Genomic DNA, 21676 nt, shown 5'->3' on the forward strand with positions numbered 1-21676 from the left:
GACCGCTCCCACAGGGTGCTGGGATTGTTCAAACAATTTGTGGCCGACACACATCCACTGTGGGAGCGAGCCTGCTCGCGATGGCGTCATCACTGGCGACACCATCATCCGCCACCAACCGCATATTCAGCCGCAAGCCTGCCCCGCTGTTCTCAGCCCAAAGCCGTCCGCCCTGCCGCTGCACCGCATTCCTCGCAATGCTCAACCCCAACCCGAACCCACCATTTCCGGGCCGCGAACCATCAAGTCGAGTAAAGGGCGAGAAGATCCGCTCCAGATCTTCTTCAGCCACCCCGCCACCCTCGTCCTCGAGCCACAAGTGCCAGTAATCACCATCGCGTCGCCCATCCAGGCGCACAACGCCGCCCTTCGGCGAATGACGAATGGCATTGCGCAGAATGTTTTCCAGGGCCTGCGCCAGGGTATTGAGATTGCCGCGCACCCAGCAGGATGAATCCACCGCACACTGCAACTGGCCCACCGGGCAGCAGCTTTCATAGCAGGCGTTCTCAGTGAGCATTTCCCACAGCGCCTGAATCTGGATCGCTTCGTCGGGCAAGGGTGAGCGCTCGGTGTCGAGCCAGGCCAGTTGCAGCGTGTCCTCGACCAGGCGCTGCATGCCATCGACTTCGCGGCCAATGCGTTCGCGCAGTTGCGTCAGGCTTTGCTCGCCCTCGCTGGCCACTCGCAAACGGCTCAACGGCGTGCGCAACTCATGGGACAGGTCACGCAGCAACTGTTGTTGCAGGGCCACCGTGCTTTGCAGGCGTTCGGACATGTGGTCGAACGCACGGCCCAGCTCACCCAGTTCATCTGAACGATTGGTGGTGCGATGTGACAGCCGTACGCCCAACTGATCGGCACGCCAGGCATTGGCCTGCTCGCGCAGTTGATTGAGAGGAACCACCAGCAGTCGATACAACCCGACGCACAGCAGCAACGTGAACAGCCCTGGAATCACACCGTTGGTGATCACGCGCCAGAACACTCGGTAACGCCCGGGCATGAAACGCTGGGGCAGTTCGATCACCAGACTGCCGACAGACGAGTCGCCGGGAAACGGTACGCGCAACCATGGCAAACGTTTTTTGTGAATGGGCCAATCGAGGCCGCGCAGGAATGTCAGGTGCTGGATTTCCGGCTCCGTCAGCGGCTGGCTGCTCAATGACTGTAAATCACCACCGATGACGCCCGTCCAACCCGCTTCACGCTCGCGCATTTCCTGTAGCCAGGCATCGACACCGGCACTCTGCCCCTGCTGCCACGCCTGCTCGGCTTCGGCGGCGTAACCTGCCAGAGTGCCACGGGCCTCATCCGACAGAAACTGGTTGCGCTCTTCCATGTAGCGGCCCCAGGACCAGCTCAGCCAGATCATCAGCAGACAGAACGCCACCAGCAGACAGGCGAGTTTCCAGAACAGCGAATGCCGGCCCGGCAGGTCAGACCATTTCATCGGCAGCACTCAAGACATAGCCCTTGCCCCAGACTGTGCGCACTTCCCGCTCGGTGTAGCCGATGGCCTTGAGCTTTCGGCGGATCTGGCTGATGTGCATGTCGAGGCTGCGGTCGTGGGCCGCGTAACCCCGTTGCAATACGTGTTGATAAAGGAAGGCCTTGCTCAATACTTCATCGCCATTGCGGTTGAGCGTGTCCAGCAAGCGGTACTCGCTGCGGGTCAGGCCGGCGGCGTGCTCGCCAAAGAACACCTCGAAACGTTCATCGTCGAAATGCAGACTGTCCACCGCCAGGGCAACGGGTTCGACGGCGGGCCGACGATCCAGCGCAACGCGCCGCAGGATCGCTTCGATGCGCACGCGCAGTTCGGCCATGCTGAAGGGCTTGGGCAAATAGTCATCGGCGCCGAGGCGGAAACCGCTGATGCGATCTGCCTCGGCCCCCAGCGCCGACATCAGCACCACCGGGGTGGAATGGCTCTGGCGCAATTGGGTCAGCACGTTCAGACCGTTCATGCCCGGGAGCAGAATGTCCATCAGCACGACATCGAAGGCTTGTTCGCGGGCCATTGCCAGGCCTTCCTGACCGTTCTGGCACCAGGTCACCTGGAAACCGCTGCGGCCCAGTTGCTCGTGAACATAGGCACCGAGCACGAGGTCGTCTTCGATGGAAAGAATGCGGGGATGGCTGACAGAGATGGGAGTCATGAGTATCTGCAAATAATTCTCAGTTGCCGATTATTCAAGATTGCCTCGCCGGGGGCAACCCAAGGGTGTGTCCACGACCCGAAAGCCTTCAATGACCCGACGAATGACGACATCAATTTTACGAAGATTGCCCGCAAGCAAATCGCTACACTGCGCAAGTGGCGCGTGCCGGATGTACGCGCAGGTTCCTAAATGGCTGGATGCAGGAGAGAGGCGTGCTCAAGAAACTGGGAATTAAAGGCCGCGTGCTGTTGCTGACCTTGCTTCCGACCAGCCTGATGGCTCTGGTGCTGGGCGGCTATTTTACCTGGATGCAGCAATCCGACCTGCAGACCCAACTCATGCAGCGCGGTGAAATGATCGCCGAACAGCTCGCGCCCCTCGTGGCCCCGGCCATGGGTCACAAGGACATCGAACTGCTGGAACGCATCGCCACCCAGTCCCTGGAAACCGCCGACGTGCGCGCAGTGACGCTCCTCGCCCCGGACCGCACGCTGCTCGCCCACGCCGGCCCGACCATGCTCAATCAGGCGCCATTGGGCAATGGCTCGCAGATGCTGCGCCGCAGTGGCAACGATGCGACGCGTTACCTGCTGCCGGTGTTCGGCAAACACCGCAATCTGGCCGGCGACCTGATTCCCGATGAAGCCGACCGCCTGCTGGGCTGGGTCGAACTCGAACTGTCCCACAACGGCATGTTGCTGCGCGGTTATCGCAGCCTGTTCGCCAGCCTTTTGTTGATCGGCGCGGGCCTCGCCGGTGCAGCACTGCTGGCGTTGCGCATGGGCCGGACCATCAACCGGCCGCTGAGCCAGATCAAGCAAGCGGTGGCGCAACTCAAGGACGGCCATCTGGAAACCCGCCTGCCGCCCCTCGGCAGTCAGGAGCTGGATGAGCTGGCGTCCGGCATCAATCGCATGGCCGGCACCCTGCAAAATGCCCAGGAAGAATTGCAGCACAGCATCGACCAGGCCACCGAAGACGTGCGCCAGAACCTGGAAACCATCGAAATCCAGAACATCGAGCTGGACCTGGCGCGCAAGGAAGCCCTGGAAGCGAGCCGGATCAAATCCGAGTTCCTGGCCAACATGAGCCATGAAATCCGCACGCCGCTCAACGGCATTCTCGGTTTCACCCACCTGCTGCAAAAAAGCGAGCTGACCCCGCGCCAGCTCGATTACCTGGGCACCATCGAGAAATCCGCCGACAGCCTGCTGGGGATCATCAACGAGATTCTCGACTTCTCGAAAATCGAGGCCGGCAAGCTGGTACTCGACCATATTCCGTTCAACCTGCGCGATTTGCTCCAGGACACTCTGACCATCCTCGCCCCGGCCGCCCATGCCAAACAGCTGGAACTGGTGAGCCTGGTGTATCGCGACACGCCGCTGTCGCTGGTCGGCGATCCGCTGCGACTCAAGCAGATCCTTACCAACCTGGTGAGCAACGCGATCAAGTTCACCCGCGAAGGCACGATCGTCGCCCGCGCCATGCTCGAAGAAGAACACGAAGACAGCGTACAGCTGCGCATCAGCATTCAGGACACCGGCATCGGCCTGTCGAACGAGGACGTGCGGGCGCTGTTCCAGGCCTTCAGCCAGGCCGACAACTCGTTGTCCCGGCAACCCGGCGGCACCGGTTTGGGATTGGTGATTTCCAAGCGTTTGATCGAACAGATGGGCGGCGAGATCGGCGTCGACAGCACGCCGGGCGAAGGCTCGGAATTCTGGGTCAGCCTGAGCCTGCCCAAAACCCGCGACGACGCCGAAGACCTGCCCGGTCCGCCGCTGCTCGGGCGTCGCGTCGCCGTGCTGGAAAACCACGAACTGGCCCGGCAGGCGTTGCAGCATCAACTGGAAGACTGTGGCCTGGAAGTGACACCGTTCAATACCCTGGAAAGCCTGACCAACGGCGTGACCGGCGCGCACCAGACCGATCAGGCGATCGACCTCGCAGTGCTCGGCATCACCAGCAATGACATGCCGCCGGAGCGCCTGAACCAGCACATCTGGGACCTCGAACACCTCGGCTGCAAAGTGCTGGTGCTGTGCCCGACCACCGAGCAGACGCTGTTCCACCTCTCGGTGCCCAACCCGCACAGTCAGCTTCAAGCCAAACCGGCCTGCACCCGCAAGCTGCGCCGGGCCTTGTCTGATCTGGTCAATCCGCGCCAGCAACGCAGCGACCCCGGCGAACCGGTGTCCAGCCGTGCGCCGAAGGTGCTGTGTGTCGACGACAACCCGGCCAATCTGCTGCTGGTGCAAACCCTGCTTGAAGACCTGGGCGCCAAGGTGCTCGCGGTGGAAAGCGGTTACGCTGCGGTCAAGGCGGTACAAACCGAGACTTTCGACCTGGTGTTGATGGACGTGCAGATGCCTGGCATGGACGGTCGCCAGAGCACCGAAACCATTCGCCAGTGGGAAAGCGAACGGCATTGCACGCCATTGCCGATCGTGGCCCTCACCGCCCATGCCATGGCCAACGAAAAGCGCGCGCTGCTGCAAAGCGGCATGGACGATTACCTGACCAAGCCGATCAGCGAACGGCAACTGGCGCAGGTGGTATTGAAGTGGACCGGCCTGGCGCTGCGCAATCAGGGGCCGGAGCGTTCCAGTGACAGCCATGGCGGCAGCCACGAGTTGCAGGTGCTGGATCACGAGGAAGGGTTGCGCCTGGCTGCCGGCAAGGCGGATCTGGCAGCGGACATGCTGGCGATGTTGCTGGCATCCCTGGAAGCCGACCGCGAAGCCATCCGCGTGGCCCGGGAGACCAACGACCACAATGCCTTGATCGAACGGGTGCATCGCCTGCATGGCGCGACCCGATATTGCGGCGTGCCGCAACTGCGCGCGGCCTGCCAGCGCAGCGAAACCCTGCTCAAGCAACAAGACCCGAAAGCGCCCGGCGCACTGGAAGACCTCGACCGCGCCATCAATCGCCTGGCGGCTCATGCCCGTATAAATGCTTGATACAGCGCAATGGCGTTGATCACCTTCAGCGCTAGGCTCACTGCAACCCCTTGTAGGAGCCTGGCTTGCCAGCGAAGGGGCCCTCAAACTTTGCGTCGTTCTCAAGGACGCCTTCGCTGGCAAGCCAGACTCCTACAGAGATCCGGGCGGGCCTGAGTTTTCGGCAACAGGCACACAGCGTGAATTTATCCAGGAGGACGCCATGCGCACGATTCTTTTCAGCAGCCAGACCTACGACCGCGACAGTTTTCTCGGCGCCGACCTCCCCGCCGGCATCGAGCTGCACTTTCAATCGGCGCGACTGAGCCTGGACACGGCGGCGCTGGCGGAACATCACGAAGTCGTCTGCGCCTTCATCAATGATGACCTTAGCGCCCCGGTGCTCGAACGCCTGGCCGCCGGGGGCACACGCCTGATCGCCCTGCGATCGGCCGGTTACAACCATGTCGATCTCGCGGTGGCGAAGCGTCTGGGGTTGTCGGTGGTGCGGGTTCCGGCCTACTCGCCCCATGCCGTGGCCGAGCATGCGGTGGCGTTGATCCTGGCGCTCAACCGGCGCCTGCATCGCGCCTACAACCGCACCCGCGAAGGGGATTTCAGCCTGCATGGGCTGACCGGGTTTGACCTGGTGGGCAAGACGGTCGGCGTAGTCGGCACCGGGCAGATCGGCGCGACCTTCGCGAAAATCATGAACGGTTTCGGCTGTCAGCTACTGGCTTACGACCCTTACCCCAATCCGCAGGTCGAAGCCCTCAGCGCGCGTTATTTGAGTTTGCCGCAGCTTCTGGCCGAATCGCAGATCATCAGCCTGCATTGCCCGCTCAACGAACAGAGCAAACACCTGATCAACCGCGAGTCACTGGCGCATATGCAACCCGGCGCCATGTTGATCAACACCGGGCGTGGCGGGCTGGTGGACACGCCAGCACTGATCGACGCATTGAAGGATGGCCAACTGGGTTATCTGGGGCTGGACGTGTATGAGGAGGAAGCGCAGCTGTTCTTCGAGGACCGGTCCGATCTGCCGCTGCAGGACGATGTGCTGGCACGCCTGCTGACCTTCCCGAACGTGATCGTCACCGCGCACCAGGCCTTCCTGACCCATGAAGCCCTGGGCGCCATTGCCGCGACAACGTTGCAGAACATTGCAGCCTGGGCGGCGGGTAATCTGCAAAATCAGGTCGATGCCGGCTGAACCGGATCGAAGGTCACTTCCCTGCGCGGTGCGGCGTCGATGTCCGTGCTAGCATGCCGCGCATATTTGGAGGACCCATGGTCGAACACGATTTCCGCTATAGCCTGATGAACCCGCAACACACCCTCACCGAATGCCGCGCCCTGGTGCCGGGGCGTTATCAAGTCACCGGCAATGGCGGCTCGATTCGTAACAATGACGTGCTGGTCGTGACCCTCAAAGGTGCCAAGGACTTGTCCATGCGCCTGACCGTCGAAACGGTTCGCCACCTGATCAACCCGCCCGGCCAATGGGTCGCGGTGGCCAGCGGCCCGGTGTTCGGCGAACTGGCGATCCACACCTGGCAAGTCAATTGCGACAGCTGCGCCAAAGAGCTCAGCTTCGAGTTCGCGGTCGATGCCAAGTTGGGCAACAAGGCCGAAAAGCCTGCCGCTACTGCGCGGATTGCCGAGTTGGGCTGGAAGTCCGTCGGCGAGAAACACCTGTGCCCGAAATGCCAGGAGCCTGCGTGATGAAACGCCTTGCTCTGACCGCGATGGTCGGCGCCAGCCTGCTGGGCTGCGCCGCCGAGCCGGTGCAATTGCAACAGAACCGCAGCTACATTCTGGAATGGATCGGCGAACGCCCGCTGATGGATTACAGCCACCTGACCGTCACCCTCGGTGAAGACGGTCGCGCCTATGGTAATGGCGGCTGCAACCACTGGTTCGCGCCGTACACGCTCGACGGCGACAAGCTGAGCTTCGGCAAGGTCGGCAGCACGCGCAAGCTGTGCGCGCCGGCGCTCATGGAACAGGAAAAGCGCTTCCTCCAGGCCCTGGAAAACGTGCAGCGCTGGGATGTTTCGCCGATCGACCAGATGCGCTTCTGGCCGGCGGAAGGCAAGCCGCTGCGTTGGTGGCTTGAAGAGGGATAAATCCCCCTCAAGAGTGGTCGAGTGGATAACTGTGGCGAGGGAGCTTGCTCCCGCTCGGCTGCGCAGCAGCCGCAAAACCGGAACGCGCGTTGGACCTGACGAAACGCGGCGACCGGGATTAGGGCTGCTTCGCAGCCCAGCGGGAGCAAGCTCCCTCGCCACAAAAGCACCTCACCACAAAAGACCTCTGCGTAATCAGTTAGTCGCCTGCAACGCCTCAAGCTTCGCCATCACCCCCGCCGCCGTCTGTTCGCCCATCAGCTGTTCGCGCACCTTGCCCTTGTTATCGATGATGTACGTCACCGGCAACGCCTCGCTGCGCGGCAATTCAAACAGCTCCGCCGGATCCGACGCCAATACGGTGAACCTGATCCCCAGTTTCTCACTGGCATTTTTCAGCTCTTCACCCTGCACATTGTCGAAGTTGACCCCGAACACACCAATCTTCCTGTCCTTCAACTGATCGGCCAGCCCGTTCAATTCCGGGATTTCGGTCCGGCACGGGCCACACCATTCGGCCCAGTAATTGAGCACCAGCCATTGTTTGTCCAGTCGTTCGGCGGCGACTTTATGGCCGTTCTGATCGATGCCATAGTCGTTGCCGCAGCCCCCCAGCATCAGCGTCCCGAAGATCGCCAGTGCCGCTGCCAGTCGCCTTGTCATGTCGTGATCCTTGTTCAAAATTAAATGCGCCTGCGACCCATCGCCTCCCAAGGTTCTGGATTACGCGCTGCACAGTTAGAATAGCCGTCACCTTACGCAAGATGCGACCCGCACATGACCGATCTGACGCTTTATCACAACCCGCGCTGCTCGAAATCCCGCGGTGCGCTCGAACTGCTCGAAGCCCGTGGCCTGACCCCGACCGTGGTCCGCTACCTCGAGACCCCGCTGGACGCCGCGCAACTGCAGGGCCTGCTGAAAAAGCTCGGCCTCAGCGCCCGGCAACTGCTGCGCACCGGTGAGGACGAGTACAAAACTCTCAACCTCGCCGATGCCAGCCTGAGCGAGGCGCAATTGATCGCCGCCATCGCCGCGCACCCGAAACTCATGGAGCGGCCGATTCTCGAAGTCGGCGACAAAGCCATCATCGGCCGTCCGCCGGAGAACGTGCTGGAGTTGCTGCCGTGAGCGCGCCGTACATTCTGGTTCTGTATTACAGCCGCAGCGGCTCGACCAATGAAATGGCCCGGCAGATTGCCCGTGGTGTCGAGCAGTCCGGGATGGAAGCGCGCCTGCGCACCGTGCCGGCGATCTCCACCGAGTGTGAAGCGGTGTCGCCGGACATTCCGGACGAAGGCGCGCTGTACGCCAGCCTCGACGACCTGAAGAACTGCGCGGGCCTGGCCCTCGGCAGCCCGACGCGCTTCGGCAACATGGCAGCGCCGCTCAAGTATTTCCTCGACGGCACCAGCAACCTGTGGCTGACCGGCGCTCTGGTAGGCAAACCGGCCGGCGTGTTCACTTCCACCGCAAGCCTGCATGGTGGCCAGGAAACCACGCTGTTGTCGATGATGCTGCCGTTGCTGCACCACGGCATGCTGATCACCGGCCTGCCGTACAGCGAATCCGCGCTGCTGGAAACCCGTGGTGGCGGTACGCCGTACGGCGCCAGTCATCACGCCGGCGCCGATGGCAAAAGCGGTTTGAATGAACATGAAGTGGCGCTGTGCCGGGCCTTGGGTCTGCGGCTGGCGAAGACTGCGCAAAAGTTGGTGAGCTGACATGGCCAAAAAGCCGAAGGTGCTGCCTTCCATTGAATGGCTCGAACCGCGGGTTCGAGCGATGCGCGTCATCAGTCTGCTGTGCTACTTCAGTCTGGTGGGATTGCTCTGCGTCTATTACCTGGTGGTCGCTGACCTGCATGGTGCGCGGCCGTGGGTGATTTTGCTGATCGAGCTGGTGCCGCTGCTGTTGCTGGCGCCGGGGATGATCATCGGCAGCGCGCGCGGGCATTCGTGGATGTGCTTTGTGGTGAACCTGTATTTCATCAAGGGCGCACTGGCGGCGTATGACCCGAACCGGCAGCTGTTTGGTTTACTGGAGATGGGCGCGAGCCTGGCAGTGTTCTGCTCGGCGCTGCTGTATGTGCGGTGGCGGTTTCAGTTGAATCGCAAACTGGCGGGTGAAGGCGAGATCTCCGTCGCCTGACAGATTGCAATCGCTAGCAGGCTAGCTCCCACAGGGGACTTGTGTACGCCACAGATCCAATGTGGGAGCCAGCCTGCTGGCGATGGGCGCAACTCGGTGTCAATGATTGGCGGTGTACGCCAGCATCATCGAAAGCTGGCTCATCGCCCGCCCACCGCTCTGCTCATGCCACTGATTGAACACATCCTGCACCAATGCCAGGTCCCGCAAACTGGTCGGCACCTTGTCGACGATCTTCTGCGCGTTCAACGCCGCCACCACGTCGTAGCTCGGCACAAACGTGTCCTTGCCGACCATCCGCAAAAACCGCGGCGCCGACAACCCGCCCAGTTGATGCCCGCGCTTTTTCAGGTACGTCCACAACCCAACGATATCGGTCACCGGCCAATCGGCGATCAACGCGCCAAAGCTGCCCTTTTCATGGGCCACGTCCAGCACGAACTGCGCATTGCGTGGCACGCTCTTGAGCTTGCCCAGGTGGCGGATGATCCGCGCGTCCTGCATCAGGCGTTCAAGGTGTTCGGCGCTCATCAGCACGACTTTTTCCGGGTCGAACTTGAAGAACACTTCTTCGAAGGCGGGCCACTTGGCGTCCACCAGGCTGTGCTTGAGCCCGGCACGGAACACGCGCAGCGCCATGGTCGAGAGGTAGCGGTCGTCGCTGATCTTGCGCAATTGCGCCGCGGTCTTGGGAACGGGCAGATGGGCTTCCAGTTCAGCTGCTGAACCGAAGCGGTTCAGACAGTATTCGTGCAGCCACTTGTAATCGCGCATGCCCTCTCCTGAGGAGTAAGTGAATAGACCAATGTGGGAGCCAGCCTGCTGGCGATGGCGGCGGGTCAGTCAACAATGAAGTGTCTGACCCACCGCTATCGCCAGCAGGCGGGCTCCCACAGTGATTGTGTTTAGAGGTTTACAACGTTGACGAAGCGCGAAGCTGCGGTTTCGTCGATCTTCAAACTGGTGAAGTCGAACAGGTTGCGGTCCGCCAGTTGCGACGGGATCACGTTCTGCAAGCTGCGGAAAATGCTTTCGGTACGGCCCGGCGTCTTGCGCTCCCAGTCCTGAAGCATCTCCTTGACCACCTGACGCTGCAGGTTTTCCTGAGAACCGCAGAGGTTGCACGGGATGATCGGGAACTGCTTGAAGTCCGAGTAGGCCTGAATGTCTTTTTCGTTGCAGTAGGCCAGCGGGCGGATTACCACGTTGCGACCGTCGTCGGCACGCAGCTTCGGCGGCATGGCCTTGAGCGAGCCGTTGAAGAACATATTGAGGAAGAACGTCTCGACGATGTCGTCGCGGTGATGACCGAGAGCCATTTTGGTCGCGCCGATTTCATCAGCGAAAGTGTAGAGCGTGCCACGACGCAGGCGCGAGCACAGCGAGCAGGTGGTCTTGCCTTCCGGGATCAGCTCCTTGACCACCGAGTAAGTGTCTTTCTCGACGATGTGGTATTCGATACCCAGGGTCTTGAGGTAAGCCGGCAGTACCTCTTCGGGGAAACCCGGCTGCTTCTGGTCCATGTTCACAGCGACGATCTCGAACCTGATCGGCGCGACCTTCTGCAAATGCATCAGCACATCGAGCAGGGTGTAGCTGTCCTTGCCACCGGACAGGCAGACCATGACCTTGTCGCCGTCTTCAATCATGTTGAAATCGGCAACCGCCTCACCGGCCTGACGGCGAAGGCGCTTTTGCAGTTTGTTCTGGTTGACCGTGAGAGTGCCCATGACGCGAAATCCGTGAGGTGTGACGAAAGGCCGGCATTTTACGCAAAAACCCGCTTTCGGCGAATAGCCTGAGCCAAGCATACCCCTCTGTGGCGAGGGAGCTTGCTCCCGCTCGGCTGCGCAGCAGTCGCAAAACCTGCCGACTCAATTTGCCTGACAAAACGGGGTGGATGGTTTTGGGGCCGCTGCGCGACCCAGCGGGAGCAAGCTCCCTCGCCACAGGGGTTTGCCAAGACTCAGAGGCGATTAACAGATGGGTTTACAGCGCGATTTGCTCTAACGCCCTGCAACCTGCGCCGGTAAGACCTTTCTATACTGCGACATAAGGTCGCACACATATCCAGACCTTTACTTACTTGGCCACTTTGGCCTGTAGGCGCTCCACTGGGGGGCGACGGTAAAAACAAGAGGAGTGACTGGCATGATCCATCACGTAGTGGGGCTCTTCACCCACCCCGACCAGGAATGGAAAGAAATCCGTGGCGACCAAGAGGAAAGCATCAGCCACATGTACCTGACCCACACGTTGATTCTGGCGGCGATCCCCGCCGTGTCGGCGTTTATCGGCACCACACAGGTCGGCTGGGTCATCGGCAATCGAGCGCCGGTGATGTTGACGACAGAGAGTGCGCTATGGATGACGATCATGTCGTACCTGGCGATGCTCGGCGGCGTTGCAGTGATGGGCGCGTTCATCCACTGGATGGCTCGCACCTATGACGCCAATCCGAGCCTGGCCCGTTGCGTTGCGTTTGCGACCTATACCGCGACCCCGCTGTTCATTGGCGGCCTCGCGGCGCTGTACCCACACATGTGGCTGGGGATGATCGTCGGGACGGCGGCCATCTGCTACACGGTGTATCTACTGTATGTGGGGTTACCCACTTTCATGAACATTCCATCAGACGAGGGATTTCTGTTTTCAAGTTCGGTGCTCGCCGTAGGGCTGGTAGTGCTGGTGGCCATTATGGCGTTCACGGTTATTGTCTGGGGACTCGGCGTGGGGCCGGTCTATACGAACTAGCAACACACCACCCAAAAACAAGATCTGCCAACACAGGCCGCCGCAAGGCGGCCTTCTAATGTAGGGGGTAACGACCACTCGGCACCTGAGCGATTCGCAAGCCACGAAGGTTGCGGCATACTCGACGTCTCTGGAGATCCATCAAGCATGCCCGAGCAACTCAATACCCGCGTCGAAGACTGTTACCAACAAGCCGAATCCTTTTTCAAACGAACCTTCAAACGCCCCGTGGTGAGCCTCAAGCTGCGCGGGCAAAAAGCCGGTGTCGCGCATCTTCACGAGAACCTGTTGCGCTTCAATCCGCAGTTGTACCGGGAAAACACCGAAGACTTCCTCAAACAGACCGTGGCCCATGAAGTGGCGCACCTGATTGCTCATCAGCTGTTTGGCGATCGTATTCAGCCCCACGGTGAAGAGTGGCAATTGATCATGCGCGGCGTGTATGAATTGCCGCCCAATCGTTGCCATACCTATGACGTCAAGCGTCGCAGCGTGACCCGCTATATCTACAGGTGCCCGTGCGCCGGCAGCGATTTCCCGTTTTCGGCGCAGCGACACAGCCTGGTGCGGCAGGGGCGGCGGTATTTGTGTCGCAGATGCCGGAGCACGTTGGTGTTCAGTGGGGAGATGCGGGTCGAATAGTGAGATTTGTGGTGTCTGGGTCGACCTCTTCGCCAGCAGGCTGGCTCCCACAGGGGATCATCGATACGCCATAGATCCATTGTGGGAGCCAGCCTGCTGGCGATGGCGGCCTGACAGGCGCTAGAGAATCACCTTGGCACGCCGCAACCCGGCAATCCGCTCAGCATCAAACCCCAACTCCCTCAACACTTGATCCGTATGCTGCCCCAGCTCCGCACCAATATGCCGAGGCTCGGGCAACCCGTCCGAAAACTTCAACGGACACGCCATCTGTGCCTGACTCGTCCCGTCCCCCCGCGGCACATCGGTCACCACTTCCCGAGCCTTCAACTGCGGATGCCGAATCGCCTCCCCCAAACTCAACACCGGCTCAACACACGCATCCAATTCGGCAAACAGCGCACACAACTCGGCAAAGTCATGCTTCTCGAATTCGGTCTTCAGCGCGTCCTTGAGCTTCTTTTGCTGGGCAGGTTGAGGCGACAAGCCCAGCGCCGCCAGCTCCTCCAGCCCCAGCGCCGTGCACAGTTGCTTCATGAAGGCCGGCTCCAGACTGCCCACCGATAACCAGCGGCCATCCCGCGAACGATAATAATCGTAAAAGCTGCCGCCATTGAGCATCTGGTCTTCCCTGCCCGGTTCCTCGCCGCAGGCCAGATAACCCGCACCGGCCATGGCGTTCAGGCTGAACGCGCAGTCGGTCATGCTCACATCCAGATGCTGCCCCAACCCGGTTTGCTGCCGGGCGATCACCGCTGCCAGCAGCCCTATCACTCCGTGCAACGAGCCACCGGCGACATCCGCCACTTGCATGCCCAAGGGCAACGGCCCACTCTCGGCGCGGCCGGTGTAGCTCGCCAGTCCCGCCAACGCCAGGTAATTGATGTCGTGGCCGGCGCGGTCCTTGTAGGGGCCGGTCTGGCCGTAACCGGTGATCGACACATAGATCAGCTTCGGGTTGATCGCCTTCAACGCTTCATACCCCAGGCCAAGGCGTTCCATTACACCGGGGCGGAACTGTTCAAGGACAATGTCGTAGTCCTGCAGCAACTGCTTGATGACTTCCAGCGCCTCGGGCTGCTTGAGGTCCAGCGCGAGGCTGCGTTTGTTGCGATTGAGGTAGGCGTGGCTGGCCGACACACCCTGGTCATGGGGCGGTAGCACGCGCAACAGGTCCATGCGGGTCGGCGACTCGATGCGCAACACCTCGGCGCCCATGTCGGCCAGTAACAGCGAGGCGAACGGCCCCGGCAGCAGTGTCGAGAAATCCAGAACCTTGAGTGATGCCAATGGGCCGAGCATGAGCAATCTCCATAAACGATGCTTCCAGCCTAGGCAGGCAACGCGATTGCAGCAATCACCTGATGTGTCAGCAACTGTGACCGTTACGCTCAAATCGCGGGAATGAAAAAACCCGCCGAAGCGGGTTTTTCCTTTTGCTGCGCGTGTTACTTGACGCTGTTCGGGGTTGGGCCTTCGGCCACGCCCAGGTCGTCTTCAACACGTTCGTCGGAGATACCGCGACCGCCGGAAGCCAGCTCTGATTGCAGTACGTCGGTGTCCAGCTCCTTGACCCACTTGGCCACAACGATGGTAGCAACGGCGTTGCCGATCAGGTTGGTCAGTGCACGGGCTTCGGACATGAAGCGGTCGATACCGAGGATCAGCGCCAGGCCGGCAACCGGCAGGTGGCCCACAGCGGACAGAGTGGCGGCCAGTACGATGAAGCCCGAACCCGTCACACCTGCGGCGCCTTTGGAGGACAGCAGCAACACCACCAGCAGGGTGATCTGGTGAGTGATGTCCATGTGGGTGTCAGTCGCTTGAGCGATGAACACGGCCGCCATGGTCAGGTAGATTGCGGTGCCGTCGAGGTTGAACGAATAACCGGTCGGGATCACCAGACCCACCACGGATTTCTTCGCGCCCAGACGCTCCATTTTGATCAGCATGCGTGGCAGTACCGATTCCGAAGAAGAAGTACCCAGCACGATCAGCAGCTCTTCACGAATGTAGCGAATCACTTTCAGCACGCTGAAGCCGTGAGCGCGAGCGATACCGCCCAGCACGATCAGGATGAACAGCAGGCAAGTGATGTAGAAGCACGCCATCAACTGACCCAGTTGCACCAGCGAACCGACACCGTAGGCACCGATGGTGAACGCCATGGCGCCGAAGGCACCGATTGGCGCGAGCTTCATGATCATGTTGATGATGTTGAACATCACGTGGGCGAAGCGATCGATGAAGTCCAGGATCGGCCGGCCGTAGGCACCCAGGCGATGCAGGGCGAAACCGAAGATCACCGAGAACATCAGCACTTGCAGGATATCGCCGGTGGCGAACGCACCGAAGATGGTGTTCGGGATCACGTTCAGCAGGAAGCCAACGACGCTTTGATCAGCACCGGCCGCTACGTACTGAGCCACTTTGGAGGCATCCAGCGTGGTCACGTCGATGTGCATGCCGTTGCCCGGCTGGACGATGTTGACCACCAACAGGCCGACCAGCAAGGCGATGGTCGAAACGATTTCGAAGTAGAGCAGCGCGTAACCGCCGGTCTTGCCGACCGACTTCATGTTCTGCATGCCCGCAATACCGCTGACGACGGTGCAGAAAATGATGGGCGCGATAATCATTTTAATCAGTTTGATGAACCCGTCACCCAGCGGCTTGAGGGCCACACCGGTCTGCGGGTAGAAGTGACCGATCAGAACGCCAATGATGATGGCGACGATCACCTGGAAATACAGGGATTTGTACAGTGGCTGACGAGTCGTCATTGCAAAGTTCCTCAAGAGTGCGCGGTGACAACATCCACCTGTTGTCCACGACACCTGAATTGCGAACCCTCCTGCACTGGAGGGATTTGTTTTTTCGAGCTGCGCGACGGCAGGCATCTGCTCGTTGTATCGCAAGTGGCGTGCCACCTTTGCCAAAAAACCTGCAAGCCTTTTGACATCAAGGATTACAGGTTCAACGTGCCACTGATGCGTTATATAACAGTGGCGGTTTTCCGCCCATCCACCAAACCTCGTCCTGCAATTTGGCGGATATCCGCCTTGTTCATCCTCAGGCAGCATGACTACCATCCGTCGTTCAATGACGGATCTGCCTTCTATGCGCGAACGCACCATTGCCAGTCATTTCGCCCGTGCCGCCCTTGGTGGCGCGCGCCGCCTCGGTCATGACTGTTCAAAGCTGTTGCAACAACTCGGCATCAGCCCTGAGCTGCTGGATGAGCCGCGTGCGCGAATCGCACCTGAACAGTTCACCCGATTGATCCAGGGCTTGTGGCTGGCACTCGACGACGAGTACCTCGGCTTCGGGCCGGTCCCGAGCAAAACCGGCAGCTTCGCGATGATGTGCCACGCCGTGATTCACTGTCGCAATCTCGATAAGGCGCTGCATCGCGGCTTATTGTTTTATAGCCTATTCCCCGAGGGTCCGCGGCTGACCCTGACCCGCGAAGACGAAATGATCCGCCTGAGCCTCGATGATTCGCAGTTCCGCGACCCGGACCATTTCCTCACAGAGAGCCAGCTGATGGTCTGGCACCGACTCGGCAGTTGGCTGATCGGCCAGCGCATCCGGCTGGAGCAGGCGACGTTCAGTTATCCACGGCCCGCGCACGGCGCCGAATACGACTTGCTGTTCCCCTGCCCGATGGAGTTTTCGGCGGCGCAGAGCAGCCTGCTGTTTCACAGTCGCTACCTGAACATGCCGTTGTTGCAGGACGAACGCACCCTCAAGCATTTCCTCGAACGCTCACCCGCCGACCTGTTGTCGCGCCCGGACGACGGCGACAGCCTGAGCAGTCAGTTGCGCCGCTTGCTCAGCCGCGACAGCGCTCGCTGGCCGGACCTGGAAACGGTGGCCGCGCACCTGCACATCAGCCCACAGACGCTGCGTCGGCATTTGCGTGAAGAGGGTTCCAGTTTTCAGGAGTTGAAGGATCAGTTGCGCCGGGACATCGCGATTTATCACTTGGGGCGTGCGGACCTGTCGTTGCAACAGATTGCCGAGCAACTGGGGTTTTCCGAGCCTTCGGCGTTTCATCGGGCGTTCAAGAAGTGGACCGGGTTGACGCCTGGGGCCTATCGCGCCCAAGAGAATTGAGTTTCAAGCAGGCTTTTTGGTGGATTCACTGGCCTCTTCGCGGGCAAGCCTCGCTCCTACAGGGTTTGTGCCGATCACAAAATAGCGGCACGACACAAACCCTTTAGGAGCGAGGCTTGCCCGCGAAGAGGCCGGAAAGAACGCTATAAACCCAAGGTCAAACCACCGGGAAATGAATCCGGAACGCCGCGCCGCCCATGGGTGAATCCCCCAGGGTCAACTTGGCGTTGTAGCTCTCGATGATGTCCTTGACCACCGCCAACCCGATCCCCTGCCCCGGATGCTGACGGTCCAGCCGTTCGCCACGCTGCAGAATCCGCGCACGCTGATCCGGCGGCACACCCGGTCCGTCGTCCTCGACGCACAACTCGATCCCGCTCAAGGTTTCGCGCACGCTGATGCGCACTTCGCCGAGGCACAGTCGGTAGGCGTTTTCCAGCAAGTTGCCCAGCATTTCCAGCAAGGCGCCCTGCTCGATCGGCACATAACAGTGTTCCGGCAGATCGAAAGCCACCCGCACGCGCTTGTCGCGGTAGACCTTGTCCAGGGTATCGCAGAGGCTTTGCAGCACCGGCCGCAGCCGCACCTGATGACGCACCAGACCGCTTTTTCGCAGGCTGGCGCGCTGCAACTGATAACTGATCTGCTGGCTCATGCGCTCGATCTGGGTTTGCAGCACCCAGGCCTGATCACGATCCTCCGGGCGCTGCGCCATGTCCTCGCTGACCCCTTGCAACACGGTCAACGGGGTTTTCAGGCTGTGGGCCAGGTCATCGAGGGAATCGCGATAGCGACTGCGTTGTTCGCGCTCGCTGTGCAGCAAGCGGTTGAGGGAGCCGGTCAGGCGCAGCAGTTCGCGCGGGTGCTGTTCGCTGAGGCTTTCGCGGGTGCCGCTTTCGATTTCGTCGAGTTCCTGACTGAGCCGACGCAACGCCTGCAAACCCCAGGTCAGGCCGATCCACAGCAAAGCGAGCAGCACCAGCAGCGCGGCGCCGAAGCCGAGGTAAAGGTTTTCCCGCAGACCTTCGAGGGTCACTTCGTATTCGCGCACCGGTTGCAGTGCGACAATGCTGAACGCTGCGCTTTTACCGCCGAGCAGTTTGACTTCAACGTCGTAGACGAAGAATTCCTGGCCGTTGGCTTCGCTGATCCTCGCGAACTCATTACCGCGCCCGTCGTAACGCGGTTTGTAATTGATGTTCTCTTCGCGGGTGCCTTTCGAGCGCCACACCAGATGGCCTTCGCGGTCATAGATGTAGCCGAGCAAACGGCTGTCGGTGAGGTTGAAGCGCTCATCGGGCAACTGCGCCGGCATCTGCAGGTGGTTGCCCTCGACCCGGGCGGCGGAAATCAGCGTGGTGACGTCCGACGCCAGGCGTTGCTCGATGGAATCCTGCAACGCGAGGCTGAACGCGCCCTGCATCGCCGGCAACAACGCCAGCATGAACAACACCGCCAACAGGGTGGCGGCGAGCATCAATCGGACACGAAGAGAACGAATCAAGTGCAGCGCTCATTGAACAGATAGCCGAGGCCACGCACGGTGTCGATCGGCTTGAACCCGGCAGGCCCTTCGAGTTTGCGGCGCAAACGGCCGACCAGCACTTCGATCACGTTCGGATCGCGCTCGTCGTCATCCGGGTAGAGCTGTTCCATCAAGCGGTCCTTGGCCACCACTTGCTGGTGATGGCGCATCAGGTACTCGAGAATCCGATACTCATACGCGGTCAGCGCCAGCGGCTGTTCGTCGAGGGTCGCCTGTTTGCGATTGAGGTCGAGCAGCAACGGCCCGGCGACGATGGTCGACTGGGTGAAACCGCTGGAGCGGCGCAGCAAGGCGTTCAGGCGCGCGTCCAGCTCTTCGAACTGGAACGGCTTGACCACGTAATCGTCGGCACCGGCGGCGAGGCCTTCGACCTTGTCCTGCCAGTTGCCGCGTGCGGTGAGGATCAGGATCGGGAAGGTCTTGCCCCGGGAGCGCAACTGGCGGATCAGGTCGAGCCCGCCCATGCCCGGCAACCCGAGGTCGATCACCGCCAGGTCATGGTTGAACTGCTCGGTCTGGTACAGCGCCTCTTCGGCGTTGGCCACGGACTCGACCACGTGGCCGCTGTCCGTCAGGCGGGTTTGCAGGTGATGGCGCAACAGCGCTTCATCTTCGACGACCAGCAGTTTCATGACGCTCTCCAGGGCAAATCAACATATCCAGAGGTACAACGTGCAAGCGCACCTCGATGGCTAACATGGCGACGCCGGATCAACCGCTGGGGTTGATCCGGTGCCGGCCTTTCGCGCAACGCTTTCTAGAAAGCGTAGTTGGCGGACAGGTACGTCTGGGCGCTGCTGGTCAGGTCCAGCGAACCCTGTTTGCTGCCACCGCGCTCGCTCATCTCGGTGCTGGCATTGCTGCGCAGGTAACGGTAACCCAGTTCAACCGAGGTGTTTTGCGAAACCTGCTGCAACACACCCAGCTGGCCGCCCACGGCGTAACCGATGTCGCTGTCGCGGCTGAAGCCTGGGGAATCCTGGGTCAGTTTGGTCAGACCGGCCGTGGCGCCGCCAAACAGTTTGGTGCTGCCGCCCACCGGGTAGAACAGATCGTAGCTGCCCAGCAGGTTTTCCTGACGCAGTTTAATGCCATTGTGCGAGCCCGACACGTTGTCGTAAGTGGCGTAGTAGCGGCCCTGGCTGTTTTGCTGGCCCAGGCGCACACCCCAGGTGTTGTCCTTGCCGATCACGCCGTCGGCGTTCGGGTTGTTGAGGTTGGCGTTCAGGGCGTTGGACTTTTTGACCTTGTCGCTGGTCTGTCCAAAAGTAAGGCTGGCAAAGTTATCGTCAGCCGCGTGGGCGGCTACGCTTGCACCCATGACGGTGAAAGCCAGAAGCAGTTTCTTGAAGGTAGTCATTGGGGAGTTTCCTCATGTGCCATGTGCTTTTCGGGTATGGCGCAAGGTTACTCACCTGGCCCTGAACTCCCCCTGAACGCACTCTGAACCTGAGCTGAACCGAATCGCACCGGCTGTTTTAACGACTTTTTGCAGGAGATCCGACCATGCGCGTATTCCTCGCTTTGCTTTTGCTGGCCTTGAGCGGACTTAGTCAGGCCGCCATCAAAACTCAGGAAATCCCTTATCAGAGCGCCGACGGCACGAAGCTGATCGGTTACTACGCCTACGACGACGCGATCAAAGGCCCACGCCCGGGCGTGGTGGTGGTGCACGAGTGGTGGGGGCTCAACGATTACACCAAGCGTCGCGCCCGTGACCTGGCCGGCCTGGGTTACAGCGCGCTGGCCATCGATATGTATGGCGACGGCAAGAACACCGAGCATCCCAAGGACGCCATGGCCTTCATGCAGGCCGCGTTGAAAGACAGCGCTGCGTCCAGCGCCCGCTTCCAGGCCGGGCTCGATCTGTTGAAGAAACAGGCGCAAACCGACCCAAACAAAGTGGCTGCCATCGGTTATTGCTTTGGCGGCGCGGTGGTACTGAATGCGGCACGCCAGGGCTTGCCGCTGGCGGGCGTCGTGAGTTTCCACGGGGCGCTGGCGACGAAAGCGCCTGCGACGCCGGGCAGCGTGAAGGCGAAAATCCTGGTCGAGCACGGTGCGCTGGACAGCATGGTCACGGCGGAAAACGTGTCGGCGTTCAAGGCCGAGATGGACAAGGCCGGGGCCGATTATCAGTTCGTCAGCCTTGAGGGTGCCAAGCACGGGTTCAGTAACCCGGATGCGGATCGCCTGGGCCATGGCGATCATGGCGGTCCGGATATTGGTTACAACAAGGCGGCGGATGAAAAGTCGTGGGCGGACATGCAGGCCTTCTTCAAGAAAATATTTGGCTGAGCAGTGACCTCTGTGGCGAGGGAGCTTGCTCCCGCTCGGCTGCGAAGCAGTCGTAAACCCGGCATACGCGGTGTGTCTGACGTTATGCGATTGCAGGTTTTGGGGCTGCTGCGCAGCCCAGCGGGAGCAAGCTCCCTCGCCACAAAAACTGTTGCTACTACCCAGCCCGAAGGCAACCCGGCAAAATGCCCGACATGAATGCCCTCCCCGCCCTGCCCGCTTGCTGCACCCCGCTCGATGCACATTGGCCGCTGCCGTTTGTGCTGCCCGATACGGTGCTGCTAAGCACGCAATTCGACACCTCGCAACTGGCCATCGATGATTTCCAGCGCAGTGCCATCGAACCACCCGCGACCATCCAGCGCTCAGTCGCCAAGCGTCAGACGGAATTCCTCGCCGGGCGGATTTGCGCGCGGGCCGCACTGCAACAGCTGCAAGGGCTGAATGTCGTCCCGGCCATTGGCGACGACCGGGCGCCGGTCTGGCCTGCGCACATCAGCGGCTCGATCACCCACACCACCGGCCGGGCGGCAGCGATTGTCGCGCAGAAAACCCACTGGCGCGGCTTGGGCATGGACCTGGAAAACCTGCTCAACCCTGAACGGGCGGAACGCCTGGCCGGGGAAATTCTTACGCCGGCGGAATTGCAGCGCATGGCCGCCGGACCTCGCGATCAACTGGCGATGCTGGTGACGCTGACGTTTTCGGTGAAAGAGAGTTTGTTCAAGGCGCTCTACCCGATCGTTCAGCAGCGGTTTTATTTTGAACATGCCGAAGTGCTGGAGTGGAGCGAGGGCGGTGAGGTGCGGTTGCGGTTGCTCACCGACCTGTCCAGTGAGTGGCGAAATGGCACGGAGCTGGATGCGCAGTTTGGGATGAAGGATGGGCAGTTGTTGAGTCTGGTCAGTATCAAGGCCTGAAGAT

Annotated in this window: 22 protein-coding genes; 12 read left to right on the forward strand and 10 right to left on the reverse strand. The window is 60.8% G+C overall.

What is annotated here, in order from left to right:
* Positions 1 to 28: 28 nt before the first annotated feature.
* Together KJF94_RS19200 and KJF94_RS19205 are read right to left on the reverse strand one after the other, a co-directional pair.
* A complete protein-coding gene (locus KJF94_RS19200; RefSeq protein ID WP_214377933.1) occupies positions 29 to 1453 on the reverse strand; it encodes a sensor histidine kinase in 1425 nt (474 codons plus the stop codon).
* Entirely contained in the window at positions 1440 to 2162 is a 723-nt protein-coding gene (locus KJF94_RS19205; protein WP_214377934.1) for a response regulator transcription factor, read from the reverse strand. The genes KJF94_RS19200 and KJF94_RS19205 overlap by 14 nt, the downstream gene beginning before the upstream one ends.
* A 215-nt stretch (positions 2163 to 2377) precedes the next feature.
* Between KJF94_RS19205 and KJF94_RS19210 the strand changes: the two genes are divergently transcribed.
* The 4 genes from KJF94_RS19210 to KJF94_RS19225 all read left to right on the forward strand — a co-directional run bounded on the left by KJF94_RS19210 (position 2378) and on the right by KJF94_RS19225 (position 7242).
* Positions 2378 to 5131, forward strand: coding sequence for a response regulator (locus KJF94_RS19210; protein WP_214377935.1), 2754 nt, complete (start codon positions 2378 to 2380; stop codon positions 5129 to 5131).
* 202 nt (positions 5132 to 5333) lie between these two features.
* Positions 5334 to 6326, forward strand: coding sequence for a 2-hydroxyacid dehydrogenase (locus tag KJF94_RS19215; RefSeq protein WP_214377936.1), 993 nt, complete (start codon positions 5334 to 5336; stop codon positions 6324 to 6326).
* A gap of 77 nt (positions 6327 to 6403) precedes the next feature.
* Positions 6404 to 6838: a hypothetical protein gene (locus KJF94_RS19220; RefSeq protein ID WP_084321985.1), complete on the forward strand. Its 435-nt coding sequence runs from the start codon at positions 6404 to 6406 to the stop codon at positions 6836 to 6838.
* The gene (locus KJF94_RS19225; RefSeq protein ID WP_017340177.1) at positions 6838 to 7242 is read left to right on the forward strand and encodes an META domain-containing protein; all 405 of its coding nucleotides are present in this window, start codon (positions 6838 to 6840) and stop codon (positions 7240 to 7242) included. The genes KJF94_RS19220 and KJF94_RS19225 overlap by 1 nt, the downstream gene beginning before the upstream one ends.
* Positions 7243 to 7437: 195 nt before the next feature.
* Here the strand turns inward: KJF94_RS19225 and KJF94_RS19230 are convergent, their stop codons facing one another.
* A complete protein-coding gene (locus KJF94_RS19230) occupies positions 7438 to 7905 on the reverse strand; it encodes a TlpA disulfide reductase family protein (RefSeq protein ID WP_214377937.1) in 468 nt (155 codons plus the stop codon).
* A 114-nt stretch (positions 7906 to 8019) separates the two neighbouring features.
* On the opposite strand from KJF94_RS19230, the gene arsC reads away from it, so the two are divergent.
* The 3 genes from arsC to KJF94_RS19245 are packed head-to-tail and all read left to right on the forward strand — an operon-like array spanning position 8020 to position 9393.
* The gene (gene arsC, locus KJF94_RS19235; RefSeq protein ID WP_084321982.1) at positions 8020 to 8373 is read left to right on the forward strand and encodes an arsenate reductase (glutaredoxin); all 354 of its coding nucleotides are present in this window, start codon (positions 8020 to 8022) and stop codon (positions 8371 to 8373) included.
* Positions 8370 to 8966: an NAD(P)H:quinone oxidoreductase gene (gene wrbA, locus KJF94_RS19240; protein WP_008011647.1), complete on the forward strand. Its 597-nt coding sequence runs from the start codon at positions 8370 to 8372 to the stop codon at positions 8964 to 8966. Before arsC ends, wrbA begins: the two co-directional genes overlap by 4 nt.
* 1 nt (position 8967) lies before the next feature.
* On the forward strand, positions 8968 to 9393 hold the full coding sequence (locus KJF94_RS19245; RefSeq protein ID WP_214377939.1) for a DUF2069 domain-containing protein: 426 nt from the start codon (positions 8968 to 8970) through the stop codon (positions 9391 to 9393).
* 99 nt (positions 9394 to 9492) lie between these two features.
* On the opposite strand, the gene KJF94_RS19250 is transcribed toward KJF94_RS19245, so the two are convergent.
* Both KJF94_RS19250 and ttcA read right to left on the reverse strand, forming a co-directional pair.
* The gene (locus tag KJF94_RS19250) at positions 9493 to 10167 is read right to left on the reverse strand and encodes a DNA-3-methyladenine glycosylase I (RefSeq protein WP_214377941.1); all 675 of its coding nucleotides are present in this window, start codon (positions 10165 to 10167) and stop codon (positions 9493 to 9495) included.
* A 131-nt stretch (positions 10168 to 10298) separates the two neighbouring features.
* Positions 10299 to 11123 carry a tRNA 2-thiocytidine(32) synthetase TtcA gene (gene ttcA / locus KJF94_RS19255; RefSeq protein WP_214377943.1) on the reverse strand — a complete coding sequence of 275 codons (825 nt, stop codon included), beginning with the start codon at positions 11121 to 11123 and terminating at the stop codon, positions 10299 to 10301.
* 421 nt (positions 11124 to 11544) lie between these two features.
* Here ttcA and KJF94_RS19260 point away from each other — a divergent pair, with 421 nt between their 5' ends.
* A complete protein-coding gene (locus KJF94_RS19260; RefSeq protein ID WP_017340184.1) occupies positions 11545 to 12147 on the forward strand; it encodes a Yip1 family protein in 603 nt (200 codons plus the stop codon).
* Between the two features lie 147 nt (positions 12148 to 12294).
* Entirely contained in the window at positions 12295 to 12789 is a 495-nt protein-coding gene (locus KJF94_RS19265) for a SprT family zinc-dependent metalloprotease (RefSeq protein WP_214377945.1), read from the forward strand.
* A gap of 120 nt (positions 12790 to 12909) precedes the next feature.
* Here KJF94_RS19265 and KJF94_RS19270 read toward each other — a convergent pair whose 3' ends face one another.
* Positions 12910 to 14091, reverse strand: coding sequence for a CaiB/BaiF CoA transferase family protein (locus KJF94_RS19270; protein WP_214377947.1), 1182 nt, complete (start codon positions 14089 to 14091; stop codon positions 12910 to 12912).
* Between the two features lie 146 nt (positions 14092 to 14237).
* A complete protein-coding gene (locus KJF94_RS19275; RefSeq protein ID WP_214377949.1) occupies positions 14238 to 15572 on the reverse strand; it encodes a dicarboxylate/amino acid:cation symporter in 1335 nt (444 codons plus the stop codon).
* A gap of 337 nt (positions 15573 to 15909) precedes the next feature.
* Between KJF94_RS19275 and KJF94_RS19280 the strand changes: the two genes are divergently transcribed.
* Positions 15910 to 16908, forward strand: coding sequence for an AraC family transcriptional regulator (locus KJF94_RS19280; protein WP_214377951.1), 999 nt, complete (start codon positions 15910 to 15912; stop codon positions 16906 to 16908).
* Between the two features lie 157 nt (positions 16909 to 17065).
* Here the strand turns inward: KJF94_RS19280 and KJF94_RS19285 are convergent, their stop codons facing one another.
* The 3 genes from KJF94_RS19285 to KJF94_RS19295 form a co-directional block, all read right to left on the reverse strand.
* Positions 17066 to 18412 (reverse strand): ATP-binding protein, encoded by a 1347-nt coding sequence (locus KJF94_RS19285; RefSeq protein WP_214377953.1) that lies wholly within the window; start codon positions 18410 to 18412, stop codon positions 17066 to 17068.
* On the reverse strand, positions 18409 to 19086 hold the full coding sequence (locus KJF94_RS19290; protein WP_034146140.1) for a response regulator: 678 nt from the start codon (positions 19084 to 19086) through the stop codon (positions 18409 to 18411). Before KJF94_RS19290 ends, KJF94_RS19285 begins: the two co-directional genes overlap by 4 nt.
* Before the next feature lie 125 nt (positions 19087 to 19211).
* Positions 19212 to 19814, reverse strand: a complete 603-nt coding sequence (locus KJF94_RS19295; protein ID WP_214377955.1) for a porin family protein — start codon at positions 19812 to 19814, stop codon at positions 19212 to 19214.
* Positions 19815 to 19960: 146 nt separating this feature from the next.
* Here KJF94_RS19295 and KJF94_RS19300 point away from each other — a divergent pair, with 146 nt between their 5' ends.
* Both KJF94_RS19300 and KJF94_RS19305 read left to right on the forward strand, forming a co-directional pair.
* Complete coding sequence (locus KJF94_RS19300) at positions 19961 to 20752, forward strand: dienelactone hydrolase family protein (protein WP_214377957.1); 792 nt, start codon at positions 19961 to 19963, stop codon at positions 20750 to 20752.
* Between the two features lie 194 nt (positions 20753 to 20946).
* Entirely contained in the window at positions 20947 to 21672 is a 726-nt protein-coding gene (locus tag KJF94_RS19305; RefSeq protein ID WP_214377959.1) for a 4'-phosphopantetheinyl transferase family protein, read from the forward strand.
* Positions 21673 to 21676: the final 4 nt, after the last annotated feature.

Origin of the sequence: Pseudomonas hormoni (assembly GCF_018502625.1) — a bacterium.
Taxonomy (GTDB): Bacteria; Pseudomonadota; Gammaproteobacteria; order Pseudomonadales; family Pseudomonadaceae; genus Aquipseudomonas; species Aquipseudomonas hormoni.